This window comes from Huijunlia imazamoxiresistens (genome assembly GCF_037132455.1).
Lineage (GTDB): Bacteria > Bacteroidota > Bacteroidia > Chitinophagales > Chitinophagaceae > Flavisolibacter > Flavisolibacter imazamoxiresistens.
The window spans coordinates 144,258-167,305 of sequence record NZ_JBBBEI010000008.1; the positions used below are offsets into that span (position 1 = coordinate 144,258).

Below are 23,048 nucleotides of genomic sequence, written 5' to 3' on the forward strand. Positions count from 1 at the left end.
GGGCCGCCTTTGCATTTTAAGCCAGTTTGGGATTAACTCGCTACTTTTGCACCCTCAATTTAAAGCACATGCACACAGCAACTTCCATTACCTCTACCCTCCACAACTTCGGCGCCGGACCGGCCATTCTACCCCGTGAAGTGTTCGAGGAAGCCTCCCGGGCTATTCTGAACTTCAATGATTCGGGCCTGTCCATCCTCGAGATCGGCCACCGCACCAAGCTGTTCCAGCCTGTTATGGACGAGGCGGTAAGCCTGGCCAAGGAGCTGATGAACCTGGATGCCGACCATGAAGTGCTGTTCCTGCAGGGCGGCGCCTCCACCCAGTTTTTCCAGGTGCCCATGAACCTGCTCGACAGCAACGCTACCGCCGCCTATACCGATACCGGCGTTTGGGGCGCCAAAGCCATCAAGGAGGCCAAACTGTTCGGCACTGTGGACGTGGTGTGCTCTTCCAAAAAAGAAAACTACACCTGGCTGCCCAAGGATTTTACCGTAAATCCCCAGTCGGCCTACCTGCACCTGACCACCAACAACACCATTTATGGCACCCAGTGGCAGGACCTGTCGCTGTTTTACGATACGAACGTGCCCCTGGTAGCCGACATGAGCTCCGACATCCTGAGCCGCCAGCTCGACTTCAACAAGTTCGACCTGATCTATGCCGGCGCCCAGAAGAACATCGGCGCTGCCGGCGTGACCATGGTGGTGGTGAACAAGAACGCCCTCGGCAAGGTGAACCGCCCGCTGCCCACCATGCTCGACTACCGCAACCATATCGACAACGGCTCCATGCTGAACACCCCACCGGTTTTTGCCGTCTACGTGTGCATGCTCACCCTGCGCTGGCTCAAGAGCATCGGCGGCGTCCATGCCATCGAGCACCTGAACGACAAAAAGGCCCAACTGCTCTACGACACCATCGACAGCCTGCCGGTATTCAAAGGCACCGTGGCCAAAGAAGACCGCAGCAAGATGAACGCCTGCTTCGTGATGGAAGACTCCTCCCTGGAGAAGGAATTCAACGACCTGTGCGTACAGGAAGGCGCCGTAGGTGTGAAAGGACACCGCAGCGTCGGCGGCTTCCGCATCTCGATGTACAACGCCCTGGCGTATGACAGCGTGGTAGCGCTGACCGACCTGATGAAGCACTTTGCCCAATCCAAAGGATAACCCCCCCCACTTTTCAAAATAGATCAATAAGATACTATGTCTGTTATCAAACCCTTCAGAGCGCTCCGCCCGCACAACGAGTTTGCGGCCCAGGTAGCCTCCAAGCCTTATGACGTTTTGAACTCGGAAGAAGCCCGCAAGGAAACCGAAGGCGACCTGCTGTCCTTCCTGCACGTGACCAAATCCGAGATCGACCTGCCGGCAGATGTCAACCTGTACAGCAACGAAGTGTACGAAAAAGCCAAAAGCAACCTGCAGAAGTTCATCGACGAAAAAGTGCTGTTCCAGGACGAGCAACCCGCTTATTATATTTACGAGCTGCAGTGGAAGGGCCGCCGCCAGACCGGCCTGGTCTGCGCCTCCTCGGTAAAGGACTATTTCGACGACGTGATCAAAAAGCACGAATTCACCCGCCCCGAAAAAGAGCAGGACCGCATCAACCACATGCGCGTTATCGGCGCCCAGACCGGCAATGTGTTCCTGGCCTGCAAAGACATTAAAGAACTGAACGATATTTTCGACCACTGGAAAAAGCACAACGTGGCTGAGTACGACTTTACCGCTCCCGATGGCGTACAGCACACCATCTGGGTGGTGAATTCCCCGGCAACCGTGGACGTGATCACCAACCTGTTCAAGGAGAAAGTTCCCTTTACCTACATCGCCGACGGCCATCACCGCGCCGCCTCCGCCGCCAAGGTAAGCCGCGAGCTGCCCGACAGCGAGGACGCCCAGTACTTCCTCACCACCATCTTCCCGGCCAACCAACTGGCCATCCTGGACTACAACCGGGTGGTAAAGGACCTCAACGGCCTGACCAACGAGGAATTTTTGAAAAAGCTGGAAGAAGACTTTACCGTGGAAAAGAGCGAGACTGCCGTTAGCCCCGCCCGGCTGCACCAGTTCGGCCTGTTCCTGGGCAACACCTGGTACACCCTGACCGCCAAGGAAGGCACCTACAAGAACGACCCCATCGGCGTGCTGGACGTGACCATCCTGCAGGACAACGTGCTGAGCAAGATCCTGAACATCCAGGATCCCCGGACCGACAAGCGCCTCGACTTCGTAGGCGGCATCCGCGGCCTGGGCGAACTGGAAAAGCGGGTAAAAAGCGCCGATATGAAGGCCGCCTTCAGCCTGTACCCCGTAAGCATCCAGCAGCTGTTCGACATCGCCGACAGCGGCAACGTGATGCCGCCCAAGAGCACCTGGTTCGAACCGAAGCTCCGCGACGGCCTGCTGACGCACCTGATCTAATGGATAACGATTTGTTATTTTGTAAAAAGAGACGCCCCCGGCGTCTCTTTTTGTATGTAACTTGCGCTTTCCCGGCAAAGCCTCAGCAGCAGGGATCACCTCTAAACTGAACCAAATGAAATTTTTCTTTCTCGTGGCCATTGCCTTGTGCGGCCTGTTCTTCCAGGCCGGCGCCCAGGAGGAAAGCCTGCACGAAACCGGGCGCTCCTTCCTGAAGCAGGGCGATTTCGACAATGCCATTGTTGTACTGAACCGGGCCCTGGAACAGGATAAAAAGAATATCGCCATCCAAACCGACCTGGTACAATCGTATTATTATAAAAGGAACTACGCCAAAGCGCTGGAGGTGCTCAAGCCCCTGCTGGACAACGATGCCGACGTGGACGTAGTGACCTACCAGCTGGGCGGCAACATCTTCAAGGCCCTGGAAGAAGTGAAGGAAGCCGAAAAAATGTACAAAAAGGCCCTGAAGCGGTTTCCCAACAGCGGCCCCCTCTACAGCGAATACGGCGAGCTGCTCTTTGCGCGGAAAGATCCTTTCGCGATCGACCAATGGGAAAAAGGCATTAAAGCCGACCCCTCTTTTTCGGGCAACTACTACAATGCCGCACTTTTCTACGCCAACACCAAGGACAAGATCTGGACGATCATCTACGGCGAGGTGTTCGTGAACATGGAAAGCCTGACGGAAAGAGGCCTGGCCATGAAAAAGCTGGTGCTGGACGCCTATAAGGAGAAATTATTCGCGGAAGCCGACCTGACCAAAGATATTAACGAGAACAAAAGCGAGTTTGCCAAAGCCTACCTGCAGGCCATGAGCCGGCAGTCGTCCCTGGCCAACCGGGGCCTCAACGCCGAAACGCTGACCATGATCCGCGCCCGCTTTATCCTGGACTGGTACACCAACTACGCCAACAAGTTTCCCTTCCGCCTGTTCGACTACCACCGCCAGCTACTGCAGGAAGGTATGTTCGATGCCTACAACCAGTGGCTGTTCGGCACCGTGGAAAACCTGGCTGCCTACGAAAACTGGACAAAGACCCATTCCGATGCCTATACCAGCTTTTCCGCTTTCCAGAAAGGCCGCATCTTTAAAATGCCCGCCGGGCAGTATTACCAGGACAAATAACTTCTTTTCCCCCGCACAGCCCCTGCTCCCCGCAGGGGCTTTTTTTATACCCGGCAGTAGCTTAACTTAGAAGAAGTTCACGCGTTTACCAGTTTACGGGTTCACGCGTTCGTTTGCCGGAAGAACACGTTTCACGTCTATCTGTAAAAGTTTTCGTTCTTTTGACGGTTGACTATTGTCCATTGACCCTTCACGATAAAATAAATGCTTATGTCCAGGCCTCGCCGATTATTTGATTGTATTGAGGAACAGCTGAAAAACGGTTCGCACGACGCCGCCCTTGTGGGCAAGGAAGGCGGGCAGTGGCGGAAGTACAGCACGGCGGAAATAAAAGATACGGTGGACAAGCTGGCCGCCGGCCTGCTGGCCTTAGGCATCAGCGGCAACGACATGTCCCTGGAAGGACGCGACAAAATAGCCCTGCTGTCGAAAAACCGGCCCGAGTGGGTGCTGCTCGACCTGGCGGTGCAGCAGGTAGGCGCCGTGCTGGTGCCTATCTACCCCACGGTACACCCCACCGACCTGGAATTTGTGCTGAACGACGCCCAGGTAAAGCTGGTGTTCGTAAACGACGACGACCTTTTTGCCAAGGTGCAGGGTATCAAATCCCGCCTGTCTACCGTCCAGGACATTTACAGCTTCGAACGGGTAGAGGGCGCCCGGCACTGGGCCGAGATCCTGCCCCTGGGCAAGCAAAAGCAGTTTGAGCAACTGGCGGAGATCGCCGATAAGATCAATACCGAAGACCTGTTCACCATCATTTATACCTCGGGCACTACCGGCACGCCCAAAGGCGTCATGCTGTCGCACCACAATGTGCTGAGCAACGTGATGAGCGCCATGCCCTCCTTTAACCTGGGCCGGCATAAGCGCTCCCTGTCCTTCCTGCCCCTGAACCACGTGTTCGAGCGGGTGGCCACTTACCTCTACCTGTTCAGCGGCACCTCCATCTACTATGCCGAAAGCATGGACACCCTGGGCGAAAACCTGCGGGAAGTGAAACCCCATATGTTTACCACCGTTCCGCGGCTGCTGGAAAAAGTGTACGAGCGCATCCTGTCCAAAGCCAGGGAGCAGAGCAACCTGAAGCAGAAAATCTTTGGCTGGTCGCTGCACCTGGGGGGTCAATACGACGTCCATGGCAAGAAAAGCCTTTGGTACCGCCTGCAGCTGGCGCTGGCCGGCAAGATCGTCTTTAAAAAATGGCGGGAGGCCCTGGGCGGCGAGGTGGAATGTATTGTAACAGGTGCGGCTGCCTGCCCGGTAAAGCTGATCCGCCTGTTTACCGCTGCCGGCATTCCCATCCTGGAAGGATACGGTCTGACCGAATCCTCACCGGTGATCAGCTTTAACCGCCCTGATGCCAAGCAACGGATGTTTGGTACCGTAGGTACGGTGATCGACGGGGTGGAAGTGCGGATTGCGGAAGACGGGGAAATTCTGTGCAAAGGCCCCAATGTGATGATGGGCTATTATAAGCGTCCCGACCTGACGGAAGAGGCCATCCAGGATGGATGGTTGCACACCGGCGACATCGGCGTGCTGATCAACAACAAGTTTTTAAAGATCACCGACCGCAAGAAAGAGATCTTTAAAACCTCGGGCGGGAAATACGTGGCGCCCCAGCCCATCGAGAACAAGCTGGTCGAATCGCCACTGATCGAGCAGGTGATGGTGGTCGGTGCCGGGAAGAAGTTTGCCGGCGCCCTGATCGTTCCTTCCTTTCAGCGGGTACGGGAGTGGTGCTCCAAAAACGGACTGAAGGGCACTACGAACGAGGAGCTGATCTGCCGGCCGGAAGTCGTGGGCCTGATCAAGGAAACGGTGGACAAGCTCAACAAAAACTTCAGCCAGGTAGAGCAGATCAAGAAGTTCGAGCTCCTGGGACGGGAATGGACCATCGAAGGCGGTGAGCTCACCCCTACCCTGAAGCTGAAGCGAAAAGTAATCATGGACAAATACAAGGAGGAGATCGAAAAGATTTTTGATTAGACCCAGTAATTACACTGTAATGAAAGTCATTTTATGGCGGCATCCCTGTTCTTGTTTCTGGTTTTAGGGCACCGTAGGTGCCTCCTGTTTATAGCAAATCAACAACCGAGGAACGTCGCTCCGTAGGAGCGCCCTGTGAAGCCCCGAGCATTTCCCTTCCTGTAATGGCGCCTTCCGTTCTGCACAGGTGGCTCCTACAGAGCCTGGGAATATCTCTAAGGCTGTTTCTATAAACAGGAGGCACCTACGGTGCCCTATTCCGATGGATAATAACTTACTTTAATTACAGTGTAGTAATTTCGGATGTCAGATTTCGGATTTCGGATCCTCTTGACAATCGAACGACTCCTACGAAATAAAAAGCCCCCGAAACCCAGGGGCTATTTTTTTTTCGCATTTCTATAATTTCCTCATGGAAAAGAACCATGCTCCTGTCAAGGGGATCCGAAATCCGAAATTCCCTCATTCCCCTCCTTTCTGGGAGTCCCTGTTTTCTTCCGTGGCGCTGGAGGCCCGGGACCAGTCCCGTTCTCCGCGTTCATTATCTACCTGGAAGTCCTCCTCGTTGCGGTTGGGTTCGGGTTCCAGGAACTCGTGCTGGCCTTTCCATTGCTGGTCTGTTTGGCTCGGCTTCGGATAAGCTTCCGGCCGTTCCCTGTCTTTTCTGTCGTTATACATAAAATATATTTTAGTTGATTCGTATCACCATAAAAAATACCGTTCCACTCTTCGGCGTCTCTCCCAATTCCCAATGAACCAATTAACGAATTCCTATCCACCCGTTGGCCCCTTGGGATAAAAAGCCAGTAAGCCCTGTACCAACAGGGCTTACTGGTTCAGCTAAGGCCAGCAATAGGTTTGGCTTTAGCAATCGTTTACGGTATTACATACCGCCTTGTCCGCTGCGGGAGCTGCCCAGGTCTTTATCGCGTCCCAGGCCCGAGCTGCTGCCTCTGCCGGCATCGCCGCCTTCAAGACCCTGGCCGGAACTGCCGTAATCGGAGGAACCCTGCTGGGTGCGGCTGGTACCAGATTGCTGGGAGCTGCTGGTATTTTGACTTTGGTTGCCTAATCCTTGCGAACTGCGGCTACCTGTTTGTCCTTGACCTGACTGAGAACCACTTTGAGAGCCCCAGGATTGATTTTCCTGGCCACCACTTTGTTGGCCCTGGTTTCTGCTTTGATCCTGATTTCTTTGATTGTCTGCCATAACTGAAAGTTTTAGAGTCAAGAAATAGTAAAGAGATTATAGTATAGAAAACATTGTGCCTTTTAGTCGCCACAGGGCTTTCCGAGAGGGCCGAAAAGAAGCCAATCTCATCATTAAGCATTGTCCCTCAATTCTTTGTAGAAGGAAATCAACAACGGGGTGTGGCATAAAAAGCCCCTGTACCGTTGAAGGCCAGGGGCTGTTCCGGGGGCTTCCCATTCCGTCAGTCGGAGGAAAGCTGGCCGTCATAGTCGCTGCCGGTCACGTTCCGTTTGGTCGTAATACCGGAACCGGAAGGACGTACATTGGTACCTATGGAAGGTTGCGGGTCCATATCGGTCGTTCCCCGGTTGAGGGACACCTGCCGCTCGCTGCCCAGGTTTGTTTGGGCCAGGTCCGGCCGGCCACTGCCCTGGTTCACTTCATTTTCACTTTCGGGCCGATTGCGCTCCGTATTCTGCCCTCTTACATTCTCTGACATACGCTTCGGTTTTAATGATGAAATAGGGATAAAACAAATCCATTCGCCGGGTCAGTGGTTGCTGCCCCTGCCCATATTACCGGAACCATCGGATCCGCTGTGCTGCCGGTGCGGGCGGTGCTCGCCCGCTTTACCGCTGTTGAGGCCTTCGCCGGAGGGCTTGTCGCTCACGCCTTTGTTTTTCTGGCTGAAGCCGCCGGCCGCCTCATGGTCGTCGGGCAAACGGGTGATCCGGCTGCCCTCCTCTTTCGCTTTATTTTTCATAATCCTGCATTTAATCACCAAACAGGTTCTACCGCTTTGTACCCGAAAACCATGCCGTTGCCGCAAGCTACGGCCCTAAACAAAAGGGGCGGGTGTTACCACCCGCCCCTTGCAAAAACTTTCTTCAGCGCCTTACTGGATCAGCTTGGCCTCGGAAGAAATAGCGGTATTCAATAATTTGGAGATGGGGCAGTTCTGCTCGGCGTTCTTCACGGCCTCCTGGAATTTTTCCTCGGTAATGCCCGGCACCTTGCCTTCCACGATCAGGTGGGACTTGGTGATGGCGCCATTGGCGAAGGTGATCTCGCATTTAGTCTGCAGGCTTTCGGGAGTAAAGCCGGCTTCGCCCAGTACAAAGCTCAGCTTCATGGTAAAGCAGCCGGAATGGGCGGCGGCTACCAGCTCTTCCGGGTTGGTACCGGGGCCGTCTTCAAAACGGTCTTTGAACGAATAAGGGGTAGCATTCAATACATTGCTCGGGGCCGTCAAATGTCCTTTTCCTTCCTTGCCGGAGCCGTTCCATACGGCTGTTGCGTTACGTACCATACAAAAAAATTAGGGTTTAGTATGAATAATGAGTAAATATAGAGTAAAACGGCATTGCAATGCAAGGCGGGAAAAAGCACCCTTCCGCCGACCATAAAGGGTAAATAAAAATTAACACACGTATCTTTTCATAACAGAAGCCCGTTACCAGCCCCCTACAACACCTGCGCCCGGTTGACCGGCTATGAAAACAGCGTTTTTCTTAGTAAATTACAAGGACAAACAAACATAAAACATTCATGGAATGTTTTATAAAGAACCCCATGCAAACGGGCCAAAACTATTTGTTCTCATTTTATGGAATGTGAAGACTGTTATAAAGCTGTTTTTGACCATGCAAACGACCTGATACATATGGTGCGGCTCGATGGCACGCTCCTGCATGTCAACCCCTCCTGGATCAGAACCCTGGAATATACTGCCGACGAGGTCAGTCACCTCAATCTCTACTCGATCGTGGACGAAGCCGACCGCGAACGGTTTGTCCATTACCGTGAAAATATACTGACCGGCGCCGCCGAATCCCGCGAAATCGTGGTGACCCTGCGGGCAAAGAGCGGGCGCAAAGTGATCGTGGAAGGCGTGGTATGCCTGGAAACACCCACGGACGCGCCGGCGTATACCTTTGCCATCTTCCGCGACATCACGGCCCGCGTGCAGCACCAAGCGCAGCTAGCCGCCTTTACCCGCCAGCTAAAGGAAAGCGAAGACAACCTGCAGCAACTGATCCGGAACGCCCCCGACGCCATCATTGTCATCGACGAACTCAGCCGCATCCTGCTGTGGAACCCGAGGGCGGAAAAAATCTTTGGCTGGAAGGCCGCAGAAATTACCGGCAGCCGCGTATTCGACCGGATCATCCCGCCCATGTACCGCGAAGCCTACAGCAAGGGCGTCCAGAAATACCTAACCAGCCGCGAGGCGCCCCTGCTGAACAAGCCGCTGGAGGCCTGGGCGCTGCGCAAAAACGGGGACGAGTTCCCGGTTTCCTTTACCGTTTCGGCTACGGCGCAAAACGGCCAATCCGCCTTCATCGCCTTTGTCAAGGACATTTCCATCCAGAAGAAGAACGCCCAGGCGCTGGAAAGAAAGCAGAAAGAGCTGGACCAGTCGAACCGGGAAGTGGAGCAATATTCCTGGCTGGCCTCGCACGACCTGAAAGAGCCGCTGCGCAAGATCATCACCTTCAGCGACCTGATCCTGACACAGAAACGGTCCGAGCTGCCCGAGGCGGTGGAGCGGTACGCGGAAAAGATCTGCAAGGCCGCCCGCCGGATGTCGCACCTGATCGACTCGATCCTGGCGTATTCGAACCATACCAGCGACCGGCATCATTTCGAGCAAACCGACCTGAACGAAGTGCTGCAGGGCGTACTCACCGACCTGGAGTTGCTGATCCGCGATAACGGGGTGCACGTCCGAACCGGCCCCCTGCCCTCCATAGAGGCCGCTCCCCAGCAAATGCGGCAGCTGTTTCAAAACCTGGTGAGCAATGCCATAAAATACCGGCGGAAGGACCTGGAGCCGTTTGTGGAGATCATGGCCCGGCAGGACCTCCCGGGCATGGTGCAGATACTGGTCAGGGACAATGGGATCGGCATGGACACGAACGAGCAGGAAAAGATCTTCCGCCTGTTCCAGCGCATCAAGGTATCGCCGAAGCTCGAAGGCACCGGCATCGGGCTGGCCATGTGCAAAAAGATCGTGGAGCGCCACCGGGGATCCATAACCGTAGAAAGCACGCCGCTGATGGGCACCACCTTCATCATCACCCTTCCCAGTAAATACGACTGAGGGAGGCGGTATTGGGAATTAGTTAATTGGGTAATTGGGTATTAGGCGGGACTTCCATGTACTTGGTTTCTTAGGATGAAGTGAACTTACCCGGAATACAATTCCGGGGTACGTGGTCAGACTTTTTTCAGAAAAAATACAGGACACAAAAAAAACCCTGTCAGGTCTTTTGAAAATCAGGACTGGTAGGCAGGAGGACAAAACAGCCGTAGCCCAGCAGGGCGCCTAAGGTATTCAGCAGCAGATCATCCACATCAAAATCGCCGCAGGCAAGGGCCAGCTGCAGCAGCTCCAAGGAAAGGCTGGCAAGCGCCGCCGCCACAAAGACTTTGCGGTAGGCCGCCAGGCGCGCATGGATCCAGGGCAGCAGGAAACCGAAGGGAACGAACAGCAAAATATTGCCCGCCAGGTTTTGCACCGCCGGCTCCAGGGGCTCCTCGCCCCGCAGGTAGTACCGGATCCTGCTGGTGGGAACCAGGTTGGCATGCGCCCAGGTTTTCCGGATGGCAGCGCCCCCGTAATGCTGGCTGAAGTGCTGGTACAGGTCGCCAAACGACCCCTTGAACAGGATCAATTTGCACAATACCAGCAGGTAGATAACGAAAAGAAGCACAGAAAGCCTCGAAGCTGCATTAGAATTCATAGGCACGGGTTGCGGTTATGAATAGGGCGAACAAACCGAAGATAACAAATGCTCAGAAATACTCATGCATCAGGGCTGCCGCCGGCAAAACCTTTTCCTTTATTTTCTCTTTACTTCAAAACATCCCAGGTCGGGCGCTTTGCCGGTAAAGGGCAGGCCCACGTTTACGCCTTTGTCCACCAGGGCGCTTTTCGGCCGCAGCCGCAGGAAATCAACTGCCGGCAGGCTGCCGTCCGGTTGGCGGGGTGCCGTCAGCAGGGCGGTATCCAGGCTGATAAAATCAGTAGCGCTTATGCGGATCGCCGGGTTCAAAAAGCTGTTATGGTCGATGGTGCAGCGGGCAGGGTCGTAGTTGGCGATGTCGTTGCCTTCGGTACGGGGTTCCAGGCTGATGTTGTTCCGGAGCACATGGTTGTAGCCCGGGCCATCTGCCAGGTATTCCCCTTCCGTCTTACCCTTTCGGTTCAGCATATTGTAATTCACGCCGTTCTTATAGGCCGTGTTGTGGTACCAGTCGCTGCCCTCGAGGTGATGGTTGGCATAAAAGCCGTTGGACTTGTTCATCACCGCCAGGCAAAAGCGGATGGTATTGCGGGGAATGGGGGCGGGCAACAGGCCAAAGGGGCGGGCGCCATAGCCGCCGGCCTTGAAGCCGTTGCCGTCGGCCCTGCTCACAAAGCCGGGAGTATAGCCGTTGTAAAAGGCCCAGCAGTTTTCAAAGACCGTTGCTTCATGGGCCGAGATGCAGTCGTAGCCGTCGTCGCTGTTGAACCAGGCCCGGCATCCGCGGAATATGTTGTTGACACTGCCCTTGTCGGGGTGGTTGCCGAAGCCGTCCACGTTGCCACCCCTGCGGGCGCCGGCGGTTTGAGAGGTGTAGTCGTTGTTGCGATAAGCATCGCAGTTCAAAATAAGGTTGTTGGAGCCTTTGACCAGGTAAAAGCCGATGGCCTGCCCGTCGTGCATGCTCAATTGCTCGTAAATATTGTTGCTGCCGCCGTTGTTGGAAAAGCAGATGGACTGGGTATTGGCATTGACCAGGGGCACCTGTACGCCCACTACCTCCAACCCTTTCAGGTGGAGCCACGAGCCCGTGACCTCGAAGGCATGGACGCGGTAGTTGGCGGGCTTGACGTCGGCAAAATCAAATACCGGCTTTTCGCCCGGGTAGGCCCAGTAGTAAATGGGCTTGCCGGGCGCGCCGCTTTTGTCCAGCAGGTGGACGAAGGCCGAGATGCGTGCAAAGGAAGCGATCTGGGCTTCCTGCACCCGGTAGGTGCCGCCACGGGCATAGACCGTATCACCCGGCGCCGCGGCGCTTTGCGCCTTTTGAATGGTTAAGAAGGGACGGGCTTGCGTGCCGGCATTGGTATCGGCCCCATCCGGAGCAATGTACCAGGTGGCGGCAAACGCGTGGATAGTAGTAAAGAGGAGCAATAAGGTGGACACGATTGTTTTTCTCATGGACGGCAGTGATTAAGAAAAGAAAACGACGATTTGCCCGAACGTACGAAAGTGCAGCAAAAAGACAAAGCCGCCGTTGCAGCAATGGACTGAAACAGCGGCTTTTGGGAAGTGTAGCCCGGACAAGAATCGAACTTGTATCTAGAGTTTAGGAAACTCCTATTCTATCCATTGAACTACCGGGCCGGCAGCACAGCCGAAACGGCTGCAGCGCAGCAAAAATAAATGATTGTGGCGCTTGTTCCGCTCCATTTTTCGCTTTCCGCCGAAGTTTTTTTACCTTCTACCTCTTTTTATGAAAAAAGCCTATCTTTTATTCCTTCTTTGTTTTATGAGCGTCCTTAACCTTGCCGCACAGAAGCAGCCCCCCGTTTTGAACCACCTGGCCCTGTACGTGCAGGACCTTGCCCGCAGCACCGATTTTTACCGGCAGGTGATCGGCCTGGACACCGTGCCCGAACCCTTCCACGACGGCCGGCATACCTGGCTGAGCGTAGGCGGGGGCCAGACCCTGCACCTCAAAGCCGGCGCCCATGCCGCCGCCCCCAAGGACAAGGACCACCATATGTGCTTCAGCGTACCGTCAATCGAAGCGTTCATCGCCCGCCTGCAGCAGGCCAACATCCTGTTCGAGGACGCCAAAGGCAGGTACCGCAGCGTGACCACCCGGGCGGACGGCATTCTTCAAATCTATTTGCAGGACCCCGACGGTTACTGGATCGAAATCAACAACGATCACCCCCGGGATCCTAAGTAATTTATTTCCAATAGGCTCGCCGGCTTCCTGCGGATGGAGAAATCGGCGTAAATTTGCGCACCGTTTGCGTGTACCTTCAGGCCCCGGCCGCCCAAAAAGGCGAAAAACTGCTGTACCGTCCGATTAAAAAAACTCATAACGAATGAAATTTTACAACTGGTTAATCAAATACCGCTTATATGTTGGTATTGCCCTCATTGTTTTAGGCATTGCCCTGAATGTCACTGTAAGCGGCTTCTGGCCTGTATTTCCCCTGTACCTCATTGGCGTCATCCTCATCGCCGGCCACTTTTTCTTCGGCCCGCTGCGCCTGATCCAGGAACACCTCGAAAGCGGCAATACCGCCGAGGCCGAAAAGATCGTGAACTCTATCAAGTTTCCCAACCTGCTGTACAAGCCGATCCGCTCGGTTTACTTTACCCTCAAGGGCAACCTGGCCATGATGAACCAGAACTTTGACGAAGCCGAAAAGAACATGAAAAAAGGCCTCGACCTGGGCATGCCCATGAAAGAAGCCGAAGGCGCCAGCATGCTGCAAATGGGAATGCTGGCCCTGCAGCGCAACGACCTGAAAGGGGGCGAGAACTACATCCGCGCCGCCCTCCGTGCCGGCCTGCCCGACAAGGAAAACAAAGCCGCCGCCTACCTGCAGATGTGCAGCATCATGATGAACAAGCGCGAGTTCCGGGCCGCCAAGGACTTTTTCCGCAAGGCAAAAGAACTGAAGCCCACCACCCCGCAGATCGTGGACCAGATCAAGCAGATCGAAAAATACATCTCCCGCATTCCTGGTTAACACAGGAGCAAAAGCAATAAAGAATCGCCGTATTTTTATCCGCAAGCGGGTAAGAATATGGCGATTCTTATGTAGAAGCAAGCTAAAAACGATACTATGGCACTTTCTTTCCGGGATGCTACCCTGGCAGACCTTCCCCTGATCGTAGACATATACAACTCCACCATAGCCGGGCGCATGGTCACGGCCGACCTGGAACCGGTATCGGCGGACAGCCGCCTGCCCTGGTTCCACGCACACACCCCCGACCGGCGACCACTCTGGATGGTGGAAAACGAACAGGGCGACATCCTGGGCTGGGTAAGCTTCCAGGACTTTTACGGACGCGAAGCCTATAATGGTACCGCCGAGATCAGCATCTACCTGGCCCCCGCCGCCCGGGGCAAAGGCGTGGGCAAAGAAGCACTGCACTACTGCATCCGGAACGCCCCCCGCTTCGGCATCAAAACCCTCCTGGGCTTCGTCTTTGCCCACAACGAACCCAGCCTGAAACTCTTTTACCAGCAGGGCTTCGAAGCCTGGGCCAATATGCCCAATATTGCCGTGCTGGACGGCATCGAGCGCAGCCTGGTCATCCTGGGCAAACGCATCGCTCCCTGAGGAAAAGGGCAATTGGCAGAAAAATTGAAAGGAAACGGTAAACCTTTAGCCATGAAAAAGTTAGCCTTGGGATCAATGATACTTGTAGCATTATGGAGCTGTGGAGGAAATGATAACAATACTGCCAATGAAGCGCCGGCCACGGAAAACCCTTCGGCTATTGACACCACCCAGCACCCGACGGGCATTACCAGCGGCAGCGTGATCAGCACCGATACCGCCGCCATGACACCGCCGGATAATACCCGCACCGCCACCGACACCGGTAAAAAGAAGGATTAAATACACAGAATATATAGAAAATGGCTTTCTTCTAAAGCATTTGGGCACCGTAGGTGCCGCCTGTTTATAGAAACAACGGAGCAGAGCTATGGCTCCATAGGAGCCCCCTGTGCAGCAGAGACAGCCCCTTTATCGGAAAGCGAATCTCCTTCTTTCACAGGGCGCTCCTACGGAGCGATTTCCCTGTGTTGGGATGTTTCTATAAACAGGCGGCACCTACGGTGCCCAAATGCCGTAAGGAAATATGGTCGTATTCCTGCAACTTCAGCGTTCCGATGCTTCGTTCAATAAGGCCAACGCCTCCGCATCCAGTTGCAACCGGGCCGACTGCTCCAGGTCGCCCAGTTGGGAGAGGCTGGTGGCCGAGGCGATGGGGGCGGTAATCCCCGGTCGTGTCAGGAGCCAGGCCAGCGAAACAGCCGCCACACTGGCCCCGTACCGGGCGGCAACTTCGTCCAGCGCGGAAAGGATGCGGAAGCCCCGTTCGTTCAGGTAATTTTTAATTACCCCGCCGCCCCGGGCGCTTTTGGCAGCGTCGGCTTCCGAACGGTATTTGCCGGTAAGAAAACCGCTGGCAAGGGCATAATAAGGAATCACGCCCAACCCTTCCTGCTGGCAAAGACCCGCAAATTCCTGCTCGTATGTAGAACGGTTGTATAAATTGTACTCGGGTTGCAGCGACTCGTAACGCGGCAGCCCGTGCTCGCGGCTGTACCGCAGCGACTCCTCCAGGCGGGCGGGCGTAAAGTTGGAAGCGCCGATCACCCGCACCTTACCCTCACGGATCAGTTGGGCATAGGTTTCCAGCGTCTCTCCCACCGGCGTATCCACATCATCGTAATGTGACTGGTACAGGTCGATATAATCGGTTTGCAGGCGGCGCAGCGATGCCTCCACGGACCGCAGGATATGGGCCCGCGACAGGTCTTTCTTTCCTTTCCCGACGGCGCTGCCCACCTTCGTGGCAATAATAACATTGTGGCGGTTGCCCCGCTGCCGGAGCCATTTGCCGATAATGGTTTCCGACTCGCCTCCCTGGTTGCCCGGCACCCAGTGCGAATACGAATCCGCCGTATCAATCAGGTTAAAGCCTGCCTCTGTAAACGCATCCAGCAGCCCGAAGGACGCGGCTTCATCCGCCGTCCAGCCAAAAACATTACCCCCAAAAGCCAGGGGCGCTACTTCCAAAGCCGAAGTGCCGATCTTTCTTTTTTCCATGCTATAAATGTAAGACAGAAGGAAGGTACGAGGTTAGAGGTATGAAGTACGAAGGATGGAAGGGTGCAGGGAAGAAAAAGAGACAGGAAGATCTCCTGTCAAATAAAAAAGGCGCGCCATATGTTGCCCGGCACACCGTTCCCTTTACCGGTTTCACCGATAAAAAAATGGTTATCAGCTATTTAACCCTTTTTTAGCAGACGCCCTTTTAATTTTGTTTCTCTAAAATAACCTATGCACCATGAAGCAGAAATCCATTGATGCTTACTCGATCAAAATAGCCCTCCGCGCAGTTGCAGTTTTTATCCTGCTGTTTGTGCTGGTCAATATTTTCTAGAGCAAAAGACGTGCGTTAAAAAAACAGGGCAGTTGTACTCACAACTGCCTTTTTTTATGCCTGGAGGTTAGCGCTCCGGCCCTTCCACCAGCGGTAACCGATGATGCCCACAATCACGAAGGGCGTCAGGGCCAGGTAAATGATGCCTGCATTCAGGCCCTGGGCTGGCTTCTCACCCAGCTGCTCGGCCGTGCGGGTGCAGATGGAACACTGGGCGTAAGAAGAAACGGTTGCCATCAGCGCTACCACCAGGAGGATCAACACAATAAATCGTTTCATAAGGCTGCAAAGGTACAGCCTAAATGAACCCGTGAACCGGTGAAGTATAAAAATGAAAAACCCCGGTTTGATACCGGGGCTTTTCATTTTTATTTAAACAGCTTCAGAGCTCATTCTCTTCTGATTCCGCTTTCTTTCCTCTTCGTCCAGGATGGTCTTACGCATCCGGATGTAGTTGGGAGTTACCTCGATGCACTCGTCATGCTGGATGTACTCCATACATTCTTCGAGGGTCATCAGGCGTTTGGGGGCGATGGAAGTGGCTGCATCCGAACCGCTGGCGCGCATGTTGGTCAGCTTCTTGCCTTCGTTGGGGTTTACCACCAGGTCGCCAGGCTTGTTGTTCTCGCCGATCACCATGCCGCGGTAAACTTCCTCACCCGGATCCACAAAGAAGAAGCCCCTGTCCTGCAGCTTGTCCAGCGAGTAACCGGTAGTGGTACCGGCCTCTTTGGCAATCAGCACACCGTTGCTACGGCCGGGGATGGGTCCTTTCCAGGGTTTGTATTCGCTGAAGCGGTGGTTCATCACGGCTTCACCGGCGGTGTTGGTCAGCATCTGGGTACGCAGACCGATCAGGCCGCGCGAAGGAATGTCGAATTCCAGGTGCTGCATTTCACCTTTGGTTTCCATGATCAGCATTTCACCCTTGCGGCGGGTTACCAGGTCGATCACCTTGGAAGCGTATTCCTGCGGCACGTCCACCACCAGGTTTTCGTAAGGCTCGCATTTAACGCCGTCGATATTTTTTACAATTACCTGGGGCTGGCCGATGGTCAGCTCGTAGCCTTCGCGGCGCATGGTTTCCACCAGTACACCCAGGTGCAGGATACCGCGACCGTACACCAGGAAGGAGTCGGCGCTGTCGGTATCTACCACGCGGAGGGCGAGGTTCTTTTCAGTTTCCTTGATCAGGCGGTCGCGCAGGTGGCGGGAAGTAACGAACTTACCGTCCTTACCATAGAAAGGCGAGTTGTTGATGCTGAACATCATGTTCATGGTGGGCTCGTCCACGCTGATCACGGGCAGGGCTTCGGGGTTCTCGAAATCGGCAACGGTATCGCCGATGTTGAAACCTTCCAGGCCTACTACGGCGCAGAGGTCGCCGGCTACTACTTCCGTCACTTTCTTCTTGCCCATGCCTTCGAACACGTACAGTTCGCGTACGCGCTGCTTTTTCACGGTACCGTCGGCCTGCATCAGGGAGATGGGCTGGCCTTCTTTGATGTTGCCGCGGCTTACTTTACCGATGGCGATACGGCCCAGGAAAGAGGAATAATCCAGGGAGGTGATCTGCAACTGCAGGGTACCTTCGCTTACGGTCGGGGGCGGTACGTGCTTCACGATACCGTCCAGCAGGGGGTTAATATTATCGATCTGGGTCAGGGAATCGTTGAACCAGCCGTTCTTGCCGGAACCATAATAAGTGGGGAAGTCCAGTTGCTCTTCAGTGGCATCGAGGTTGAAGAACAGCTCGAAAACCGCGTCGTGCACCTCGTCGGGGCGGCAGTTGGGCTTATCCACTTTGTTGATCACTACGATGGGCTTCAGGTTCAGCTGCAGGGCTTTCTGCAGTACGAAGCGGGTCTGCGGCATGGGGCCTTCGAAGGCATCCACCAGCAGGATCACACCGTCGGCCATTTTCAATACGCGTTCCACCTCACCGCCAAAGTCGGCGTGGCCCGGGGTATCGATTACATTGATTTTAATGCCATTGTATTCCACAGCGGCATTCTTGCTGAAGATGGTGATACCACGTTCGCGTTCGAGGTCATTGCTGTCCATGATCAGCTCACCGGTTTCCTGGTTGTCACGAAACACCTTGGTGGCGTGTAAGATCTTGTCTACCAGGGTAGTTTTACCGTGGTCAACGTGCGCAATGATGGCTATATTTCTGATTTCCATAAACCCTGACGGGAATTTAATTTTAATATGTACGATTCTTTGCTCCCCTACTCATTTTCTGAACGGGCAAAAAGATGCATTGCCGGCCCGGAAAATGGATAAAGAGCCGCAAAGGTACGGCATTCTGGCAGCGGAACAGTCGCTAAAAAAGACTTTACAGGAATTTTTTAATAAGATTCACAATAAGGCTAAGCACCAGGCTGAGCAGTATCATCGTGGTCAGGGGGAAATAAAAGCGGAAATTTTCCCGTTCCACCCGGATATCGCCGGGCAGCCGGCCCAGCCAGTGGAGCTTGTCGTGCAGGAAATACACCAGCAGGCCCGCGACCACTACGGCCCCGCCGATGAAAATGAGGTATTTTCCGGTGTTCTGATCCATGACTGCAAGGTACAATACCTTATTATTGCTGCTCGAATCCCTTTCATGCAACGCCGTTTACTGTACATCGTCAACCCCATTTCCGGCACCCGGAACAAGCAGTCGCTGCAGCAGCTCATCCGCTCCACCACGGAAGCCGTCGGCCTGCCTTATGACATTTATCCTTCCGACCCGGCCGGGGATTACAGCGCCCTGGACCCCATTATCCGGGAAAAAGGCTATACCGACATCGTTGTGGCCGGGGGTGACGGCACCGTCAACGCCTGCCTGGCGGGATTGAAGAAGCACCGCCTGCCCTTCGGCATCATCCCCTGCGGCTCGGGCAACGGCCTGGCTTTCAGCGCCGGCATTCCCAGGGACCCCGCCCGGGCGCTGGAGATCGTTTTCCGGGGCAAAATCGCCTGGGCCGACGCTTTCCGGATCAACCACCACTTTGCCTGCATGCTTTGCGGCCTCGGCTTCGACGCCCAGGTGGCGCACGATTTTGCCCGCGACCCCAACCGGGGCCTGGCCACCTACGTCAAGCAGGTGATCCGCAACTTCGTCAAAGCGGCCACCTACCCCTTCGAATTGAGGGTCGGCGGCAAAACCCTTTCCCTGGATGCCTACTTCATCAGCATCGCCAACAGCAACCAGTTCGGCAACAATTTCACCATAGCGCCCCGGGCCTCCCTGACCGACGGCCTGCTGGACGTGGTGGTAGCCACCTCGCTGAACCGCTTCCACCTGCTGCTGCAAACCTTCCGGCAGGTAAGGGGCTTCAACCGCCTGCAACAGGTGGAAATGATCCACGAACAGACCGGCATCCTCTACTTCCAGACCCAGGACATCGTCATCCGCAACCCCGCCTTTGCCCCCCTGCACCTCGATGGCGAGCCCGTGGACACCGCCGGCGTGATCGATGTGGCTATTTTACCCGGTACTTTTCAATTGATCTTTCCTGCGTAAGGGATAAGGGATTCGTTAATTGGTTAATTGGTTAATTGGGAATTAGGGAGGCGGAACAGGCTTTTCCCGCCAAATTCCCAATTAACTAATTCCCCAATTTCCCCTTGGCGGTATCGGCCATTAGCGCCGCAATTTTTTCAAAAGTTTTGGCATTCACCGGGGAGTTCAGGGATTCGCGGATGTCGTGCTTTTCGCGCTGGGTGAGGTGGAAGTTGAGGGCCGCCTTATTTTCTTCGTTCTCCGAAATGTACTGCAGTACCGCCCGGTAAACCGGGAAGCCGTTGTCATGGGCGAAATAGGCGAACATGTCGGTCTGGGAGTATTCCATCATCTTGCTCCAGTTGTGCTGCAGCAGCAGGATCGGCTTGATGGTATGGTCGGCCAGGCCCTGCAGCTCGTAGGGATTCTCCCAGCCGCCGGCCTCGCGGTCGCGGATCTGCAGCAGCAGCACCCCCCGGGTATTCTGGCTGATCCAGGAGCGCATACTGCTCAAGAAGCGCAGGCCCGTTTCCACGCCGTAGTTGTCCCGCAGGCCGCCGTCCATGGCGTCCACCACCGGCTTGGTCGGCAACCAGACCGACGGCAGCACAATGGGAAAGGTGGCATTCATGCGCATGACGGTCAGCATCCGCAGGTTGTAAGGATTCTGGCGCGAAAAGAACGAAACATAGTCGATGGCGTCCGGTTCGTTGGTCAGGGCCACGGCGGTGTCCTGGGCCGGCTGCATCATAAACCGCAGGGGCTGGCTGCTGATGTACAGCTTTTTGGCATCGCGGGTGATCACCGAGTGGAAAACGGCCAGCGGGATCTTCGCTTCCCATTCGTCCTGTATGTAATCCTTCAGCTGGTTGTTCAGAATGCCGCCCGTATTGCTGTTCAGCTCCCGCTCAAAGGAAAAGGCCCGGTCCTTAATGTAGCGGTACGGTCCTACCGTAAAATACTGCGGGGGCGAAAAGATATCCCGGGTGACGAAGGAAGAAAAGGTAGGATTCAGCAGGTCTTCGGAAACGTGGTCGATATAGCGGCTGTCGTGCAGGTTGATGGGGGTGCCGTGGACTTTTTGCCGGTACAGCTCGCGGAAGTAAGTGGCGCCGATCATGCCGCCGGAGGCGCCGGTGACCAGGAAGGTCTGGGAAAACAACTGGCCCCGGGTGGCGGAGTCGAGGTACTGCAGCACGTTCATGGTAAAGGTGGCGCTGCGGTTGCCGCCCCCGCTGGTGCAGATCAGCACCATCAGGGGTTTTTCTTCCGGTTGCCGCTGCTTCCAGCGGTCCAGGATGCCTTCCATGTTCTTCTTGTCCTGCTGTACGTTCTGCGGCGCGCAAAGCCCCGAAATGTTGGCCCTTGTGTAGGCCGGCCACTGCTTGGAATTGCGGTAGCTGAGGCCATAGGCTTTGTTTTTGGGGTCGAGCCAGTTGAGGCGGTAAAAAAAGTTGAGCAGCAGGATGCACACCACCATAAAGGGCACGCTCCAGCTTTGCAGAAAGTAGGTCACCGCCCCCGACACCCCGATAAGGATAGCGAAGAACAGGGTAATGGACGCCCCCGCCGGGATCTGGAACAGGCGGTACTCCAGGAAATAGCCGGTGATGATCAAAAAGCCGATAGCGATCAGCACCGAGGCGGCGGCGGCAAAGTGGTGGCGCTTGAAAATGGTTTCCATCAGCTGCACCGAATAGTGCGATACGTCGCGGCAGCGGCGGAACGACACGAACGAATCCAGAAAATACTCGGTATGAAGCAACGAACCCGACGGAGGCTTGTCGGGTTGCAGTTGGGCAATGTAATCCTTGGCTTCGTCGAACAGGGGCTTCAGCTTGCGCAGGATGGTTTTGTCGGCATTGAAAAAATAGGAAAACGAAAGGGCCAGGATCAGGAGCAGGCCTAAAAGGAAACCGACGGCCAGCAGCACGATGCTGCCGTTGCCGATCAACTCCTTGTAGTGGGCGAACTCGTAACCTTTGACCAGGTAAAAGATCAGGAAGACAATCGGAATGACGCTGTTGTTGATGCAGTACTTGACAAAGGGGTATTGCGTGGCGGCCAGGAAGGTGAAGTGCCGGCTGAACAGGATAAAGGTGGTGATGTTCCAGCACATGATGAACACGCCGATGGAAATGCCCATAAGGGCGGCGCTGATGGCATTGACATCTCCGAGGTATTCCGGGGCCAGGAACAGGGCGTCGGCGCCGAAGTCTTTCAGGAAAACACCATTAACGGTGGTAAACAGAATGATCCAGAACACAAGAAGAACCTGGTATTTCCGAAAATGCAGAAACACCAGTTGTACGGGCAATGAAAAAAATATCCCTCTTAAGTAGACCATACCGCAGCTTGTACTCCGTAGTGTAAGATACTACTAAATTAATGCCGGGTAAAATGCCGTTCTTTCCGGTAAGGCCGTTAAATCACATGCGGGTCGAAAGCCGGGGTTTTGTAGGCCGACCGCTCCTTGTGCTGAACGAGGTACAGGGCAAACACCAGCGACAGCAGCAGGAAGATGGCGGTCAGCTGATGCAACTGGGCCATCCACTCGAATACGCCCCAAGTGCCGGGCACGATCTTGAGGCTGGAAAGCACCGTGGCAATACCCAGCACCAGCTGGATGACCACGAAGAACAGGGGCAGCATGCGGGCCAGGGCGAATAGAGTGGTAGAGGAGCGGCTGCGGTAGGCCCGCAGCGTCCAGGTGACGATCAGCACCACCAGCAGGTACGCCAGCATGCGGTGAACGAGGTGAACGGTGATGCGGTTTTCAATGATCCCCAGAAAGCCTTCGGGCGGGTGCAGGGCATAGGCCGGGATGAACTCGCCGTTGATATCGGGCCAGGTGGGGGCGGCGGTGGCCGCTTTATGCCCCGCCATCAGGGCACCGAATACCAGTTGCACGAACAGCAGGATGATGATGACCCAGGTGGAATTCCGAAGGGTGGTATTGTACACCTTGTCGTCCCGTTTCACCAGCAGCCGCAGGGCAAACCAAAAGGTGTAGAACAGCAGCACCAGCGCAAAAACGAAATGCAGGGCCAGGCGGGTAGGCTTTACATAAACCGCGTCGCCGGTGAGCCCGCTGGCCACCATGATCCAGCCGATCGCTCCCTGCAGGCCGCCGAGCAGGAACAGGATTACCAGCGGCTTGATCATGTCGGTGCGAAAGCGGCGCTGGATCAGGAAAATGACAAAGGGAATAAAGAACACCACGCCGATCAGCCGGCCCCAGAGGCGGTGAAACCATTCCCAGAAAAAGATGAATTTAAAGTTGCTGAGGGTAAAGTCCTGGTTCAGCAGCCGGTATTGCGGCGTTTGCTGGTATTTATGAAATTCTTCCACCCACTGCTGCTTATTGAGCGGGGGCAGGGCGCCGGTAATTACATCCCATTCCGTGATCGAAAGCCCGGAGCCGGTAAGCCGGGTGATGCCGCCTAAAATAATCTGGACGATGATCATAAACACGCCCACCAACAACCAGATCGCCACAGGCTTCGAAGAATGTTGTAATTTTTTCATGCACCGCAAATGTAAAGCGATGGCCGGAAAGTCCGGTTGGGAAGTGGAAAACTGCGCCTGTGGCCGCTGGCAGGGCGCCTACTTTCGG

23 protein-coding genes and 1 tRNA gene are annotated in these 23,048 nt (G+C 55.1%); 10 read left to right on the top strand and 14 right to left on the bottom strand.

All coding sequences use genetic code 11. From position 1 onward, the window contains the following. Window positions 1-68 precede the first annotated feature (68 nt). The 4 genes from serC (at window position 69) to V9K67_RS12170 (ending at window position 5,550) form a co-directional block, all read left to right on the top strand. Window positions 69-1,172 carry a 3-phosphoserine/phosphohydroxythreonine transaminase gene (serC, locus tag V9K67_RS12155; protein ID WP_336722780.1) on the top strand — a complete coding sequence of 368 codons (1,104 nt, stop codon included), beginning with the start codon at window positions 69-71 and terminating at the stop codon, window positions 1,170-1,172. Between the two features lie 36 nt (window positions 1,173-1,208). Further along, entirely contained in the window at window positions 1,209-2,429 is a 1,221-nt protein-coding gene (locus V9K67_RS12160; RefSeq protein ID WP_336722781.1) for a DUF1015 domain-containing protein, read from the top strand. Window positions 2,430-2,544: 115 nt separating this feature from the next. Next, window positions 2,545-3,558 (top strand): tetratricopeptide repeat protein, encoded by a 1,014-nt coding sequence (locus V9K67_RS12165; protein WP_336722783.1) that lies wholly within the window; start codon window positions 2,545-2,547, stop codon window positions 3,556-3,558. A 210-nt stretch (window positions 3,559-3,768) separates the two neighbouring features. Next, window positions 3,769-5,550: an AMP-dependent synthetase/ligase gene (locus V9K67_RS12170; protein WP_336722786.1), complete on the top strand. Its 1,782-nt coding sequence runs from the start codon at window positions 3,769-3,771 to the stop codon at window positions 5,548-5,550. 462 nt (window positions 5,551-6,012) lie between these two features. Here V9K67_RS12170 and V9K67_RS12175 read toward each other — a convergent pair whose 3' ends face one another. From V9K67_RS12175 to V9K67_RS12195, 5 genes are all read right to left on the bottom strand, one after another. Continuing rightward, entirely contained in the window at window positions 6,013-6,228 is a 216-nt protein-coding gene (locus V9K67_RS12175; RefSeq protein ID WP_336722789.1) for a hypothetical protein, read from the bottom strand. A 205-nt stretch (window positions 6,229-6,433) separates the two neighbouring features. Then, window positions 6,434-6,760, bottom strand: coding sequence for a hypothetical protein (locus tag V9K67_RS12180; protein WP_336722791.1), 327 nt, complete (start codon window positions 6,758-6,760; stop codon window positions 6,434-6,436). A 223-nt stretch (window positions 6,761-6,983) separates the two neighbouring features. Beyond that, entirely contained in the window at window positions 6,984-7,241 is a 258-nt protein-coding gene (locus V9K67_RS12185; RefSeq protein WP_336722794.1) for a hypothetical protein, read from the bottom strand. Window positions 7,242-7,292: 51 nt separating this feature from the next. Next, window positions 7,293-7,505, bottom strand: coding sequence for a hypothetical protein (locus V9K67_RS12190; protein WP_336722796.1), 213 nt, complete (start codon window positions 7,503-7,505; stop codon window positions 7,293-7,295). Between the two features lie 132 nt (window positions 7,506-7,637). Then, a complete protein-coding gene (locus V9K67_RS12195; RefSeq protein ID WP_336722798.1) occupies window positions 7,638-8,051 on the bottom strand; it encodes an OsmC family protein in 414 nt (137 codons plus the stop codon). Between the two features lie 297 nt (window positions 8,052-8,348). On the opposite strand from V9K67_RS12195, the gene V9K67_RS12200 reads away from it, so the two are divergent. After that, window positions 8,349-9,845: a sensor histidine kinase gene (locus V9K67_RS12200; protein WP_336722800.1), complete on the top strand. Its 1,497-nt coding sequence runs from the start codon at window positions 8,349-8,351 to the stop codon at window positions 9,843-9,845. 160 nt (window positions 9,846-10,005) lie between these two features. On the opposite strand, the gene V9K67_RS12205 is transcribed toward V9K67_RS12200, so the two are convergent. The 3 genes from V9K67_RS12205 to V9K67_RS12215 form a co-directional block, all read right to left on the bottom strand. Continuing rightward, window positions 10,006-10,488 carry a VanZ family protein gene (locus V9K67_RS12205; protein WP_336722802.1) on the bottom strand — a complete coding sequence of 161 codons (483 nt, stop codon included), beginning with the start codon at window positions 10,486-10,488 and terminating at the stop codon, window positions 10,006-10,008. Between the two features lie 99 nt (window positions 10,489-10,587). Next, window positions 10,588-11,952, bottom strand: coding sequence for a right-handed parallel beta-helix repeat-containing protein (locus V9K67_RS12210; protein WP_336722804.1), 1,365 nt, complete (start codon window positions 11,950-11,952; stop codon window positions 10,588-10,590). 114 nt (window positions 11,953-12,066) lie between these two features. Then, window positions 12,067-12,138 (bottom strand) — tRNA-Arg (locus V9K67_RS12215). A gap of 145 nt (window positions 12,139-12,283) precedes the next feature. On the opposite strand from V9K67_RS12215, the gene V9K67_RS12220 reads away from it, so the two are divergent. The 4 genes from V9K67_RS12220 to V9K67_RS12235 all read left to right on the top strand — a co-directional run bounded on the left by V9K67_RS12220 (window position 12,284) and on the right by V9K67_RS12235 (window position 14,387). After that, window positions 12,284-12,709, top strand: coding sequence for a VOC family protein (locus tag V9K67_RS12220; RefSeq protein WP_336722807.1), 426 nt, complete (start codon window positions 12,284-12,286; stop codon window positions 12,707-12,709). Between the two features lie 142 nt (window positions 12,710-12,851). Then, on the top strand, window positions 12,852-13,505 hold the full coding sequence (locus V9K67_RS12225) for a hypothetical protein (protein ID WP_336722809.1): 654 nt from the start codon (window positions 12,852-12,854) through the stop codon (window positions 13,503-13,505). Between the two features lie 96 nt (window positions 13,506-13,601). Then, window positions 13,602-14,105 (top strand): GNAT family N-acetyltransferase, encoded by a 504-nt coding sequence (locus V9K67_RS12230; RefSeq protein WP_336722810.1) that lies wholly within the window; start codon window positions 13,602-13,604, stop codon window positions 14,103-14,105. Between the two features lie 75 nt (window positions 14,106-14,180). Then, a complete protein-coding gene (locus V9K67_RS12235; protein ID WP_336722813.1) occupies window positions 14,181-14,387 on the top strand; it encodes a hypothetical protein in 207 nt (68 codons plus the stop codon). Between the two features lie 264 nt (window positions 14,388-14,651). Here the strand turns inward: V9K67_RS12235 and V9K67_RS12240 are convergent, their stop codons facing one another. From V9K67_RS12240 to V9K67_RS12255, 4 genes are all read right to left on the bottom strand, one after another. Continuing rightward, entirely contained in the window at window positions 14,652-15,605 is a 954-nt protein-coding gene (locus V9K67_RS12240) for an aldo/keto reductase (RefSeq protein ID WP_336722816.1), read from the bottom strand. 391 nt (window positions 15,606-15,996) lie between these two features. After that, window positions 15,997-16,221, bottom strand: coding sequence for a hypothetical protein (locus V9K67_RS12245; RefSeq protein WP_336722817.1), 225 nt, complete (start codon window positions 16,219-16,221; stop codon window positions 15,997-15,999). Window positions 16,222-16,314: 93 nt separating this feature from the next. Next, the gene (typA, locus tag V9K67_RS12250) at window positions 16,315-18,126 is read right to left on the bottom strand and encodes a translational GTPase TypA (protein WP_336722819.1); all 1,812 of its coding nucleotides are present in this window, start codon (window positions 18,124-18,126) and stop codon (window positions 16,315-16,317) included. Window positions 18,127-18,280: 154 nt separating this feature from the next. Next, entirely contained in the window at window positions 18,281-18,505 is a 225-nt protein-coding gene (locus tag V9K67_RS12255; RefSeq protein ID WP_336722821.1) for a DUF2905 domain-containing protein, read from the bottom strand. A gap of 45 nt (window positions 18,506-18,550) precedes the next feature. On the opposite strand from V9K67_RS12255, the gene V9K67_RS12260 reads away from it, so the two are divergent. After that, window positions 18,551-19,453, top strand: coding sequence for a diacylglycerol/lipid kinase family protein (locus V9K67_RS12260; protein ID WP_336722823.1), 903 nt, complete (start codon window positions 18,551-18,553; stop codon window positions 19,451-19,453). A gap of 85 nt (window positions 19,454-19,538) precedes the next feature. Here the strand turns inward: V9K67_RS12260 and V9K67_RS12265 are convergent, their stop codons facing one another. Next, complete coding sequence (locus tag V9K67_RS12265; protein ID WP_336722825.1) at window positions 19,539-21,698, bottom strand: hypothetical protein; 2,160 nt, start codon at window positions 21,696-21,698, stop codon at window positions 19,539-19,541. Window positions 21,699-21,856: 158 nt separating this feature from the next. Further along, entirely contained in the window at window positions 21,857-22,960 is a 1,104-nt protein-coding gene (locus tag V9K67_RS12270; RefSeq protein WP_336722826.1) for a COX15/CtaA family protein, read from the bottom strand. Window positions 22,961-23,048: the final 88 nt, after the last annotated feature.